A 12,387-nucleotide genomic window follows, 5' to 3' on the forward strand; every position below is an offset into this window, starting at 1 on the left:
CTGAGCTTACCCGAGGGATCGCTGCGAGTGCTGCAAAACATCTTTTGCAGCGGGGATTTGCCTGGCTGGCAGATTCTTTTCTGCGTGCTTACGCGGCTGTGCGGGGATGCTGGGTAGGATAAAACATCATGGCGCGATGAAGGTGAGCGCTGCGTTCACCACTTGTCGAGGGGAGCACCTGTGAGTTCTGATAGCGATCTGCATGCGCCCGGCCCGCCCGAGGACGGGAGCGTAAACGAGGGGGTGGGGGAGCGCACCTACTACCGCGGTCCCGTGATGATGCGCGGCCGCATGATCCCCACCGACAACACGTACGCCAACCTGCTCGCCCCGGAGAAATCGACCGACTGGCTGCACATGGACCCCTGGCGGGTGCTGCGGATCCAGGCGGAGTTCGTGGACGGCTTCGGCGCGCTCGCCGAGGTGGGCCCCGCGGTCGTCATCTTCGGCTCGGCGCGCACGCAGTCGGACGACCCCATGTACGCCGCCGCCCGCGAAGCCGGCGCGCTGCTTGCCGAGCGCGGCATCGCCACCATCACAGGCGGTGGCCCCGGTATCATGGAGGCCGCCAACCGCGGCGCCGCGGAGCGCGGCGGTGTCTCGGTGGGACTCGGGATAGAGCTCCCGCGCGAGCAGGAGCTCAACCGCTGGGTCAACCTCGGCATGAGCTTTCGGTACTTCTTTGTGCGCAAGACGATGTTCGTCAAATACTCCGCGGGCGCCATCGCCTTTCCCGGTGGCTTCGGCACGCTCGATGAGCTCTTTGAGCTCCTCACGCTCGTCCAGACGCATAAGGTTACGCGCATTCCCGTGGCGCTTGTGGGCACTGCGTACTGGCACGGCCTCTTTACTTGGTTGGACGAGGTGGTGCGGGGCGAGGGGATGATCTCGGACCTCGACCCCAAGCTCGTCTCCATCACCGACGACGTGTCCGAGGCCGTCGCTGTGGCGACGAGCGCAATTGAGGCGTAGGGGAGTAGACGCTTGGCACCTTTGGGCGACTCACTCACCCGGTTCACGAACGGGTTCATTGCTCGACGTTCTGCCGGCATGTTCTGCTAAGACGCTGGAGCAGTGAACCCGCCTGTGAGCGCGTCTGCAAACGCCCATCCATGAACCGCCCGCGCCGGCAGGCGTACCGGCCCTGAGGACTGCGTGGCCGCCCGTCGTCTTCAACTGTTCGGCATCGATTCCACGTCGCTCGTCCCGTGCGTTAAGCGCTCGTCGCCTTCCCAACCGCCGAATTCTGGCGGCTGGTCCGATCCGGTTGACCTAGGATGAATAGCAGTATGTGACGCGAGGAGAGGCGGTTGACATGCCCAAGGAGAACGGTCGGAGACAGAACCCGCGGCGCGAGGCGCGGCGGCAGGCGGCGGAGCGGCATACGGCCGAGGTCGCCCAGCGGCTGGCAAAGGATATCGAGCGCTCGAGCGCGGGCGTGACGCGCTACGAGGGCGTGCCGACGGCCAAGGTGGCCGACCCCGTGATGCCGGAGGTCACCGTCGTGGCGCAGGACAGCGTTGCCGCCATCCTCGAGCACGGGCGCGGCTACGCGCAGTTCTGCGATCTGGCGGTCCTCGACTTTGCCTCGTTCGTCAACCCGGGCGGCGGCTACATTCGCGGTGGCTTGGCGCAGGAGGAGGCGCTCTGCACCGAGTCGTACCTCTACAACGTGCTCGACGGCCAGCGCGACTGGTACCAGGAGAACCGCCGGCGCAACATCAACTGCGAGCTCTACCGCGACCGTGCGCTCGTGGTGCCCGCGGTGCGCTTTGAGCGCGGCAAGATGCATGCGTATGCCGACGTTATCGTGGCGGCTGCGCCCAACGCCGCGCGTGCCCGGACGGACTACCATGTGGCCGAGGACGCGCTCACCGATGCCATGCGCAGCCGCATCCGCTTCGTGCTGGGCATCGCAGACGCGCTCGGGCGCGAGAAGGTCGTGCTCGGGGCCTACGGGTGCGGCGTCTTTGGCTGGGACGCCGAGCTGGTGGTCGAGCTCTTCCGCGAGGAGCTCACGAGCGGGGCGCACGGGGTCAAGCAGGCGATCTTCGCCATCCCCGAGACGCGCTACGACGACAACCTCGCTGTGTTCCGGCACGGGTTCTCGGCGTTTCCCGAGGCACCGGAGGAGAGCTATGCCGAGGCTCGCGCCGCGGCCGATGCCGCCCGGGCAGCCGAGGCATCCGCTGCCGCCGACGATGACGACGAGGACGACGACTGGCGGAAGTACCTGTAAGAACTCCGCGCGCCGCGCGGCCCGCCCGAGTGCCGCAGCGCGCGGCAGAGACAACGGGCGCCGGGTGCCTGAGGGAGGCTTCTCCGTCAGGCACCCGGCGCCCGTCTTTGTCGAGGTCGTCGAGGTGCGACTGCAGCGCTTTGCAACATGCGGCAGTTTGTAACGATAAGAGGGTCAAAATGCTCCCTTATTGTTACAAGCTGCCGCATTGCGCTCGTTATTGTTATATCTTGCCACGGACCCGGCAGAGCTTGCACACCAAGGCAAGTTCCGCCGGGCCCAAACCAAAACTCTCGTTGCTGCCTGGTTGATTTGTTAGCGCTCGATCTTCTTGATCGCGATGCCCTCCGCGATGAGCGTGATGCCCGCCACGATAAGGTACGCGGCGATGAGGTAGCTCAGCACGACGCTCGTCATCAGGGGCGTGAACAGAAAGACCACGCCGAGGATGATGTTGAGTACGCCCATCGCGCCGCCCATCGAGGAGGTGGGGATGCCGTAGTAGCTCATCTGGCGCGAGAACGTCAGGCGCTCAATGCCGGTCATGATGAGCAGGAAGGAGAGCAGAAAGACGAGCGTGCCCGCGGTAAAGGTGGCCGGCAGCAGCAGGAAGAGCACGCCGAGGACCGCGTTGAGGATGCCCGAGGCGAGGACCGTCCCCGCGCGGAAGAACTCCGGCGTCTGGAAGTAGGTCACCACCTGGCTCACGCCGTGCACGATCAGCACCGCGGCGACGATGCCCTGGATCACCCCGTACATGCTGTACGGTGCAAACGCGGCAGCGAGTCCCACGATGATGAGCGCGATGCCGAGGATGATCATCCCCGCCTTGGATCGCTTGACGCTCTGGTTCCACTGGTCGACGTAGTCGCTGACGTAGTCGTGATTCTGATCGTAGGGTGACATAGGCGCTCCTTATAACAAATGCTCCCCAACCTCTGTCCAGTCGGGGAGCGTGTGGGGTACCTCTTTTCTACCCGTTTGGGGGAGCGCCAACGGAGGAGCGCCCATCTTAAGTGGATGTTCACTATTGGCGTGGCGTGTGCGCCGCGGGCGCCCTGTGCGCGGCGCCGGCGGCGCGGCATGTTGTCCGGAGTGTCGGGAGCGGCGGTCTGCGCGAGGGCGGATGCCGACTCGGCGGGTCGCCGCCCGGGCGCTCTAGTAGCCCCACATGTGGTCGAGCGGGCCGGAGCCGTGCCCGAGGTCGAGCCCGGCCGCGAGGGCCCCCGTGAGGTAGTCCTTGGCGAGCGACACGGCGTCCACGAGTTCGTGCCCGGTTGCGAGTTCGCAGGCGATGGCCGAGGAGAGCGTGCAACCCGTGCCGTGGGTGTTTTCGGTCTCGATTCGCTTGTGGCGGAACCACGTGGTGTGTGCGTTGGCCTTGCGGTTTGCATTGGGCACCGCCAAGACGTCGTTGGCGTCGTTGACGTTGTGGCCGCCCTTGAGCAGCACGGCGCAGCCAAATCGCTGGGCGAGGTCGGCGGCGAGGCGCTCCTGATCATGCGCGGTGGCAACCTCGCGCCCGTCGCCGAGGGCGCGAGCCTCCTCGATGTTGGGGGTGATGACCGTGGCGAGCGGGAAGAGCCGGTTTACCAGGGCGTCCATCGCATCGTCCGAGATGAGCCGCGCCCCAGAGGTTGCCACCATCACCGGGTCGACCACGATGTTGGGAGCCTCCCAGTGTTCGAGGCGCTCGGCGATCGCCTCGATGATGCCCGCCTGCGAGACCATGCCGATCTTAACGGCCGCGGGCGGGATGTCCTCAAAGACGGCGTCGATCTGCGCGGCGACGAAGGCGGGCGTCGCATCCTGCACAGCGCGCACGCCCGTGGTGTTCTGGGCGGTGAGCGAGGTGACGGCGGTCTCGGCAAAGAGACGGTGCGCCGTGATGGTCTTGATGTCGGCCTGGATGCCGGCGCCGCCGCTCGAGTCTGATCCGGCGATGGAGAGGACGGCGGGGATGGTCTTGGTCTGCATGGCGGTCATCCTTTCTGCAGGTGTCGCAGCTCTACGTACCCCGTCTGCCGCCCTTGCATACCAACTGAGAATCCGGGGACGGGTGCGTTTTTCCCAAAAGCGAGAAAAACGCACCCGTCCCCAGATTCTCCATCCGGCGAGTTCCGCAGGCCCCCGCGCGGCGCGCGGGGGCCGAGGCCTGTTTGAGCAGAGGAGGCATGGGGCGGGACGCGGACGGTCCCGGTTGCCTACTCGGCGTCCAGGTCGATCGTCGTGCCCTCAAACACTTTGTTGACCGTGCGCACTGCGCACATCTTGCCGCACATGGTGCAGGTACCCTCGGTCGAGGCGGGCGAGGCCTCGTAGCGCGCGCGACTTGTTACCGGGTCGAGCGCATACTGCCACATCTCGTCCCAGGCGAGGCGACGGCGTGCGTCGCCCATGCGGTCGTCGACGTTGCGCGCGCCGGGCACGCCCTTGGCGATATCGGCGGCGTGCGCGGCGATTTTCGTGGCGATGAGGCCGTCGAGAACGTCCTTGGCGTCGGGCAGGCACAGGTGCTCGGCGGGTGTGACGTAGCAGAGGAAGTCGGCACCGGCAGACGCCGAAATGGCTCCGCCGATGGCAGCGGTGATGTGGTCGTAGCCCACGCCGATGTCGGTCACGAGCGGGCCCAGCACATAATAGGGGGCGCCGTGGCAGAGGCTCTTCTCGAGGCGGACATTTGCCTCGATCTCGTTGATGGGCATGTGGCCCGGCCCCTCGATCATCACCTGCACGCCGGCGTCCCAGGCGCGGCGGGTGAGCTTGCCAAGCTCGATCATCTCGGCGGTCTCCACGGCGTCGTTTGCGTCGTAGAGGCAGCCCGGGCGGCAGGAGTCGCCGAGCGAGATGGTCACGTCAAACTCGTGGCAGATCTTGAGGATCTCGTCGTAGAACTCAAAGAACGGGTTCTCGTTGCCGGTGACCTCCATCCAGCCAAAGAGCAGCGACCCGCCGCGCGAGACGATGTTCATCAGGCGGCCGGTCTCTTTAAAGGTCTTGACCACCGACTTGTTGATGCCGCAGTGGATGGTCAGAAAGTCCACGCCGTCCTCGGCGTGGGCGCGCGTGACCTCCAGCAGGTCGTCGACGGTGAGCTTGACGAGCGGCTTTTCCATGTAGCCGATGGCGTCATACATGGGGACGGTGCCGATCATGAGCGGGCTCTTCTGCACGAGCTCCTGGCGGAAGAAGCGCGTCTTGCCCGAGTTGGAGAGGTCCATGATGGCGTCGGCGCCAAACCGCTCGGCGGTGTGCACCTTCTCCCACTCCACATCGGCGTCGGCCACGTCACCCGAGATGCCGAGGTTGACGTTGACCTTGGTGGAGAGGCCCTCGCCCACACCGCGGGGCTCGAGCCCCTGCTCGAGGTGGCGGATGTTGGCGGGGATGGCGATACGCCCGGCTGCCACGCCCGCGCGGATGAACTCCGGGTCGCGCTTCTCGCGCTCGGCGACGTGTGCCATGGCGGGGGTGACGATGCCCGCGCGGGCGAAGTCCATCTGGGTGATGAGCTTCTTGCCGTCGGGCCCGGTGGAGCCGAGGTTAGGGGTGGTGTAGGTGGTCGGCGCGTCCATGCGCAAGCTCCCTTCGCTGGTATTACCCATATCAGGTTCCTCGGGTCGGGGCGGGCGCGCCCCCTCTCAGCCTGCCGTCGCGCCGCGCGCTCCTGCAAGCTCCCCGTATGTCGCGCACCATTATAGGCGCTCGGCGCACGCCCGGAGCCGGCAGGGCGTGGGTCATTTGGGGACGTGTTCCGTTTGACCCATTTCGTACCTTGCCGAGGGCGCAGGCGGCGAGCCTGAAGAGGGCGGCACCGGGTTGCGGGCGGCGCGGCTCGGCGCTCAGCTCGGTGCCCCGGGACGTCACGAGGCGCTTCGGACCGCGGCGATGCAACCCGCGCCGGCCGGCTGCCCGCATCACGACCGCCCGTGGGTCAGATGCTACCGTTCGCCGGAGTCCGGGTTTCCGTTCTGTTTCCGCCGCGTGCGCTCCGTCCGCCGATGCCGCAGCCGACGGCATACTGGCACAACTCAGCAAATGCGTTGACAGGGCGAGTACCTGACGGCCGTGCCACAGCGAGCGGGGGAGTGTGAGAACCCGCGGCGGCCGGTGGGGAACATACCCTCGAGCAGCTCGGCTGAACGCGCACGCCGCGCCTCCGCATCGCCGGCCACCACGTCGGAATGCGACCACCGCGCGGCGCCGGGGCAACAACCATCGCCCCGGGGAGCGACGAGGCGGGAGACCCCCACCCGCGCCTGCGCCCACGCCGCGCCGGAGCCCCCGTTACGGGCATCGCGAGGACGGCAAGCCCGTCGCCAGCGCATTTCCTGACGCGTACCAGATAGACGCCAAGGAAGCGAGGGCGATGCGCATGCGAAGCGATGCCATCAAGAAGGGGCTGGCGCGGGCACCGCACCGGAGCCTGCTCAAAGCCGACGGACTCACCGATGAGGAGCTCGAGCGCCCGCTCGTCGCCGTGGTCTCGGCGCAGAACGAGGTCATCCCCGGCCACATTCACCTCCAGCAGATCGCCGACGCCGTCAAGGCGGGCGTGCGCATGGCCGGCGGCACGCCGCTCCAGGTCAACACCATCGGCGTGTGCGACGGCATCGCCATGAACCACGAGGGCATGCACTACTCGCTCACGAGTCGCGAGGTCATCGCCGACTCGGTGGAGTGCGCCATCCAGGGGCACCAGTTTGACGCGATGGTGCTCATCCCCAGCTGCGACAAGATCGTGCCCGGCATGCTCATGGCGGCGGCGCGGCTCAACATTCCCACCATGCTCGTCTCGGGCGGCCCCATGCTCGCCGGCCGCGACAAGTGCGGCCACCAGACCGACCTCAACACGCTCTTTGACGCGGTGGGGCAGGTTACGGCGGGCACTATGACCGAGGAGGAGTGCGCCTGGCTCGAGAACACGGCCTGCCCCACCTGCGGCAGTTGCTCGGGCATGTTCACCGCGAACTCCATCTGCTGCCTCGCTGAGGCGCTGGGCTTGGCTCTGCCGGGCAACGGCACCGTCCCCGCGGTGTACGCCGAGCGCATCCGCCTTGCCAAGAAGACGGGCATGAAGGTCATGGAGCTCGTCGAGCGCGGCATCACCGCCCTTGACATCCTCAACGAGGCCTCCGTCTACAACGGCATGGTGCTCGACATGGCCTTCGGCGGCTCCACCAACACCATGCTCCACCTCACGGCCATCGCCCACGAAGCGGGCTGCGACATCTCGATGGACGACTGGGACGAGGTCAGCTCCAAGACGCCCAACATCGTGCGCATCGCGCCGGCGGGCCCGCTCCACATCGAGGACCTCAACGCCGTGGGCGGCATCCCGGCCATCGTGGGCGTGCTCGGACGCGCGGGGCTTTTGCGTGGCGATGCCCTCACCTGCCACGGCACCGTGGCCGAGTGGGTCGCGGCGTGCCCTGCGGCCGACGGCGAGATCGTGCGCGAGGTGGCGGACGCCTACTCGCCCACGGGTGGTCTCAAGGTCATGCACGGCAACCTCGCGCCCGACCGCGCGGTGGTCAAGCGCTCGGCCGTGGCGAGCGACATGTGGCGCTTCACGGGCACGGCGCGCGTCTTTGATAGCGAGGAGGCGGCGTGCGAGGCCATCTTCGGCGGCAAGATCCACCCGGGCGACGTGGTGGTCATCCGCTACGAAGGGCCGGCCGGCGGCCCGGGCATGCGCGAGATGCTCACGCCCACCTCGGCCATCTGCGGCATGGGGCTCGATCACTCTGTGGCGCTCATCACCGACGGGCGCTTCTCGGGCGCGAGCAAGGGCCCGTGCATCGGCCACGTCTCGCCCGAGGCGGCAGCGGGCGGTCCCATCGCGCTCGTGGAGGAGGGCGACCGCATCTCCATCGACATCGAGGCGGGCACGCTCGAGCTCGAGGTTACCGACGACGAGCTTGCCCGTCGCCGCGCCGCGTGGCAGCCGCCCGCGCCCAAGTACACCCGTGGCGTACTCGCACGCTACGCCAAGCTCGTGACCTCGGCCGATAAGGGGGCGTATCTGCAATGATGAACGATCGGACTCAGACCTCGGCAGGCGCTGAGCCAGCGGCGCCCGCGACGCCTGCCCCGGCGCCCGGCGGCGCCCCGCTCGCCGGCAGCCCGCGCACGTCCGACATGCCCGACGACATCCGCCAGCACCTCTGCTCCTCTGCGGTGGCGCGGCCGGACGGCAAGGGAGACGGCACCACCCGCGAGGAGCGCCTCGCGCTCAAGGAGCTCGCCTTCTCGGGCAGGCCCTTCGGCCCGGGCAGCCGCACCGAGAAGGAGGGTCGCACCATGACCGGCGCCGAGGCGATCATCGCCTCGCTCGAGGCCGAGGGCGTCGACACGATCTTTGGCTACCCCGGCGGTCAGGCCATCAAGATCTACGACGCGCTCTACGACTCCACCAAGATCCGCCACATCCTCGCTCGTCACGAGCAGGCCGCGGTGCACGAGGCTGACGGCTACGCGCGCGCCACGGGCAAGGTGGGCGTGGTGATCGTGACGAGCGGCCCGGGCGCCACCAACACCGTCACGGGCATTGCCACGGCCTACATGGACTCCGTGCCGCTCGTGGTGATTACCGGGCAGGTAACGCGCGGGGTCATCGGCACCGACGCCTTCCAGGAGGCCGATATCGTGGGCATCACCATGCCCGTGGTGAAGCACAGCTTTTTGCTGCAGTCCAACGACGACCTCACCCGCACCTTCCGCGAGGCGTTCTACATCGCGAGCACGGGGCGCCCGGGTCCGGTCCTCATCGACATCCCGTCCGACCTCGCCGGTGAGCAGATGGTCTTCCACTATCCCGACCAGGTCGATATCCCGAGCTACCGACCCACGTACCGCGGCAACGCCAAGCAGGTCAAGCAGGCGGTCGAGCTCATCCGCGCGAGCGAGCGGCCGCTCATCATGGCCGGCGGCGGCGTGGTGACGAGCCACGCCTGCGCCGAGGTGGTGGAGCTTGCCGAGAAGATGCAGATCCCCGTGGTCACGACACTCATCGGCAAGGCGGCTGTGCCCTGCTCCAACCGGCTCAACCTGGGGCCCGTCGGCATGCACGGCTCCAAATACGCAAACCTCGCCGTGACCGAGGCCGACCTCATCATCGCCATCGGGGCGCGCTTCTCCGACCGCGTGACGGGCAAGCTCAGCGAGTTTGCCCCGCACGCCAAGATTATCCACATCGACATCGACCCAGCCGAGATCGGCAAGGTCCGCGACCCGCAGGTTCCCATCGTGGGCGACGCACGCAACGTGGTGAGTGCCATCAACGAACGGCTCGACCGCCTGGGCGCCGAGCCCGTCGACGCCCCGTGGGTCGAGACGGTTTTTGAATGGCGCGACCGCTGGCCGTTCTACATCGAGGACTTTGCCGACTATCCCGATCGCATCGCCCCCGAGCAGGTGCTCGAGGCGCTTTCGGCCAAGCTCGACCCGCACGCGAGCGTGGTGACCACCGAGGTGGGCCAGCATCAGATGTGGGCCCACCAGCACATCCACCGCGAGGAGTCTCGGACGTTCATCTCCTCGGGCGGCCTGGGGACCATGGGCTTTGGCTTTCCCGCGGCGATCGGCGCCAAGATCGGCCGGCCGGGCGCGCAGGTGGTCTGCATCGCGGGCGACGGATCCATCCAGATGAACATCCAGGAGATGGCCACGGCCATCGGTAACGGCGTGGCCGTGAAGGTGCTCCTCATCGATAACAACGCGCTCGGCATGGTGCACCAGTGGCAGCGGCTCTTCTACCACGAGCGCTACAGCTGCACCGAGTTCACGGCCAACCCCGACTTCGTCAAGCTCGCCGAGGCCTACGGTTGGGGCGCCGAGCGGATCAGCCATCCCGACGAGGTGGACGCAGCGCTCGACCGTATGCTCGCCGCCGAGGGCCCCTACCTTCTCGACGTGGTGATCCCCACGGCCCAGACCGTCTACCCGATGGTCGCGCCCGGTGCGGCGATCGACGACATCATCGGCGCCATCGACGTGACGCTCGGCGGTGTCCGCGTTACCGAGAAGGGCATGAGCCCGGCGGGCGAGACGGCGGGCACGGTGGCGGAGCCGCTGCCGCTCACCGCTGCAACCGACGGCGCCCTGCGCACCGGCGGGGCCGTCCGCATGGGCGCGGGCCCCATGGGCGCCGAGGCGCGCCCGCAGCCGATGGGGGAGACGGCCGCCGGGGAAGATGGGGCCGCGAAGGGAGGCGACGCCCGATGAAGTACATCCTCTCGGTGCTCGTAGAGAACAAGCCCGGCGTGCTCAGCCGCGTGACGGGGCTCATCAGCCGTCGCGGGTTCAACATCGATTCGCTCGCCGTGGCCCCCACCGAGGACGTCTCGATGAGCCGCATGACGATCATCGTCGACGCCGACGAGGTGGCCTATGAGCAGCTCACCAAGCAGCTCCATAAGCTCGTCTCGGTCTACAAGATCTCGGACATGACCCACGAGGACGCCATCGAGCGCGAGCTCGTGCTCTTTAAGGTCATGGCCCCGCCCGATCGCCGGCACGAGATTATCGAGATCGCCAACATCTTCCGCGCCAAGGTGGTCGACGTGGGCAAGAACACCCTCACCGTGGAGGCGACGGGTACCCAGAGCAAGCTCGATGCCATGGAAGGGCTCTTCCGTGGCTACGGCATCAGGCAGCTCACGAGGACGGGCAAGATCGCCATGTCGCGCAGCTGACCCGGCCTTCCCGGGCGCCGCACCTTGGCCCTCAATCGTCGGTCGGCGCCCGTAAGGCGCCCTCCCTCCTCTTTTGGGCCAATCTGCGGCACCTGGGGAGTCCGGGCGGGACAAAAGGGTCAGTTGGGGACGTGTTCCATCTGACCCATTCGCGCCCGACCTGACATGGTTCTTGGGGACTTTGTCAGACAGTTCGGTTACCAAGGGCCGCAGCTGGTGCCCCAGATTGCCCTGAAAGCGGAAGGGCATGCGCCTTTTGGCGATGCCCGACGCTTGAAGGGCAAGGTGGGGTACCAGATGTGGCCGGTAAACATAGCAGTAAGGTCAACAGTTAGGAGAAGAAAATGGCCGTTACGATCTACTACGAGCAGGACTGCAAGCCCGAGGTGATCCAGAACATGAAGATCGCCGTCATCGGCTACGGCAGCCAGGGGCACGCCCACGCGCTCAACCTCATGGACTCGGGTTGCGACGTGCGCGTCGGCCTGCGCGAGGGCTCCAAGAGCTGGGCCAAGGCCGAGGAGGCGGGCCTCAAGGTCACCACGATGGACCAGGCCGCCGAGGAGGCCGACCTCATCATGATGCTCGTTCCCGACGAGACTCAGCCCAAGGTCTACGAGGAGCACATCAAGGCGCACCTCAAGCCCGGCAACACGCTCGCCTTCGCCCATGGCTTTAACATCCACTACGGCTACATCGTGCCGCCCGAGGACGTCAACGTCATCATGTGCGCGCCCAAGGGCCCGGGCCACATCGTGCGCCGCCAGTTTACCGAGGGTTCCGGCGTGCCCGACCTGGCCTGCGTGCAGCAGGACGCCACGGGCAACGCGTGGGACATCGCGCTCGCGTACTGCTGGGGCGTGGGCGGCGCCCGCTCGGGCATCATCAAGGCCACCTTTAAGGAGGAGACCGAAGAGGACCTCTTTGGCGAGCAGGCCGTGCTCTGCGGCGGCCTCGTGGAGCTCGTGAAGGCCGGCTTCGAGACCCTCACCGAGGCGGGGTATCCGCCCGAGCTCGCCTACTTCGAGTGCTATCACGAGATGAAGATGATCGTGGACCTCATGTACGAGAGCGGCATCCACTTTATGAACTACTCCATCTCCAACACCGCCGAGTACGGCGAGTACTACGCCGGTCCCAAGATCATCAACCAGGAGAGCCGCGCGGCCATGAAGGTGATCCTCGAGCGCATCCAGGACGGCTCGTTTGCGCAGGAGTTCGTCGACGATTGCAACAACGGCCACAAGAAGCTGCTCGAGGAGCGCGAGAAGATCAACGACCACGAGATCGAGAAGGTCGGCGAGAAGATCCGCTCGATGTTCAGCTGGATCAAGAAGTAGCTTGCGGCCACGGCGCGGTTAGGCTGGCCATGGCCTGCGGCTTCGGTATGGTCAGGCAGGGGCGGGCCGGCCGCGTTTTGCGATCGCGGCACGGCTCACCGTGATCCCATTC

General features: G+C 67.0%; 9 protein-coding genes and 1 riboswitch. Of the genes, 6 read left to right on the top strand and 3 right to left on the bottom strand.

Going from position 1 to position 12,387, the window contains the following annotated elements:
- Nucleotides 1-276 precede the first annotated feature (276 nt).
- Nucleotides 277-972 carry a TIGR00730 family Rossman fold protein gene (locus B5G20_RS06080; protein WP_087356029.1) on the top strand — a complete coding sequence of 232 codons (696 nt, stop codon included), beginning with the start codon at nt 277-279 and terminating at the stop codon, nt 970-972.
- Between the two features lie 343 nt (nt 973-1,315).
- The gene (locus B5G20_RS06085) at nt 1,316-2,239 is read left to right on the top strand and encodes a TIGR02452 family protein (RefSeq protein ID WP_087355907.1); all 924 of its coding nucleotides are present in this window, start codon (nt 1,316-1,318) and stop codon (nt 2,237-2,239) included.
- Nucleotides 2,240-2,554: 315 nt separating this feature from the next.
- Here B5G20_RS06085 and B5G20_RS06090 read toward each other — a convergent pair whose 3' ends face one another.
- The 3 genes from B5G20_RS06090 to thiC form a co-directional block, all read right to left on the bottom strand.
- Nucleotides 2,555-3,145 carry a DUF308 domain-containing protein gene (locus B5G20_RS06090; RefSeq protein ID WP_087355908.1) on the bottom strand — a complete coding sequence of 197 codons (591 nt, stop codon included), beginning with the start codon at nt 3,143-3,145 and terminating at the stop codon, nt 2,555-2,557.
- A 252-nt stretch (nt 3,146-3,397) separates the two neighbouring features.
- Nucleotides 3,398-4,216, bottom strand: a complete 819-nt coding sequence (thiD, locus tag B5G20_RS06095) for a bifunctional hydroxymethylpyrimidine kinase/phosphomethylpyrimidine kinase (RefSeq protein ID WP_087355909.1) — start codon at nt 4,214-4,216, stop codon at nt 3,398-3,400.
- A 227-nt stretch (nt 4,217-4,443) separates the two neighbouring features.
- A complete protein-coding gene (gene thiC, locus B5G20_RS06100; RefSeq protein WP_239286899.1) occupies nt 4,444-5,844 on the bottom strand; it encodes a phosphomethylpyrimidine synthase ThiC in 1,401 nt (466 codons plus the stop codon).
- A riboswitch (TPP riboswitch) is annotated at nt 5,805-5,930 on the bottom strand. It overlaps the preceding gene by 40 nt.
- A 678-nt stretch (nt 5,931-6,608) precedes the next feature.
- Between thiC and ilvD the strand changes: the two genes are divergently transcribed.
- The 4 genes from ilvD (at nt 6,609) to ilvC (ending at nt 12,275) form a co-directional block, all read left to right on the top strand.
- Nucleotides 6,609-8,273, top strand: coding sequence for a dihydroxy-acid dehydratase (ilvD, locus tag B5G20_RS06105; protein ID WP_087355911.1), 1,665 nt, complete (start codon nt 6,609-6,611; stop codon nt 8,271-8,273).
- Nucleotides 8,270-10,465, top strand: coding sequence for a biosynthetic-type acetolactate synthase large subunit (gene ilvB / locus B5G20_RS06110; RefSeq protein WP_239286900.1), 2,196 nt, complete (start codon nt 8,270-8,272; stop codon nt 10,463-10,465). The genes ilvD and ilvB overlap by 4 nt, the downstream gene beginning before the upstream one ends.
- A complete protein-coding gene (gene ilvN / locus B5G20_RS06115) occupies nt 10,462-10,935 on the top strand; it encodes an acetolactate synthase small subunit (RefSeq protein WP_087355912.1) in 474 nt (157 codons plus the stop codon). The genes ilvB and ilvN overlap by 4 nt, the downstream gene beginning before the upstream one ends.
- A 344-nt stretch (nt 10,936-11,279) precedes the next feature.
- Entirely contained in the window at nt 11,280-12,275 is a 996-nt protein-coding gene (gene ilvC / locus B5G20_RS06120) for a ketol-acid reductoisomerase (RefSeq protein WP_087355913.1), read from the top strand.
- Nucleotides 12,276-12,387 lie beyond the last annotated feature (112 nt).

This window comes from Collinsella sp. An7 (genome assembly GCF_002159335.1).
Lineage (GTDB): Bacteria > Actinomycetota > Coriobacteriia > Coriobacteriales > Coriobacteriaceae > Coprousia.

What these genes read in the sequence shown, in the direction of transcription:
- ilvN (WP_087355912.1), top strand. Translation starts at nt 10,462, where the DNA reads ATGAAGTACATCCTCTCGGTGCTCGTAGAGAACAAGCCCGGCGTGCTC.
- B5G20_RS06080 (WP_087356029.1), top strand. Translation starts at nt 277, where the DNA reads ATGATGCGCGGCCGCATGATCCCCACCGACAACACGTACGCCAACCTG.
- ilvD (WP_087355911.1), top strand. Translation starts at nt 6,609, where the DNA reads ATGCGCATGCGAAGCGATGCCATCAAGAAGGGGCTGGCGCGGGCACCG.
- thiC (WP_239286899.1), bottom strand. Translation starts at nt 5,844, where the DNA reads ATGGGTAATACCAGCGAAGGGAGCTTGCGCATGGACGCGCCGACCACC.
- ilvC (WP_087355913.1), top strand. Translation starts at nt 11,280, where the DNA reads ATGGCCGTTACGATCTACTACGAGCAGGACTGCAAGCCCGAGGTGATC.
- thiD (WP_087355909.1), bottom strand. Translation starts at nt 4,216, where the DNA reads ATGCAGACCAAGACCATCCCCGCCGTCCTCTCCATCGCCGGATCAGAC.
- ilvB (WP_239286900.1), top strand. Translation starts at nt 8,270, where the DNA reads ATGATGAACGATCGGACTCAGACCTCGGCAGGCGCTGAGCCAGCGGCG.
- B5G20_RS06085 (WP_087355907.1), top strand. Translation starts at nt 1,316, where the DNA reads ATGCCCAAGGAGAACGGTCGGAGACAGAACCCGCGGCGCGAGGCGCGG.
- B5G20_RS06090 (WP_087355908.1), bottom strand. Translation starts at nt 3,145, where the DNA reads ATGTCACCCTACGATCAGAATCACGACTACGTCAGCGACTACGTCGAC.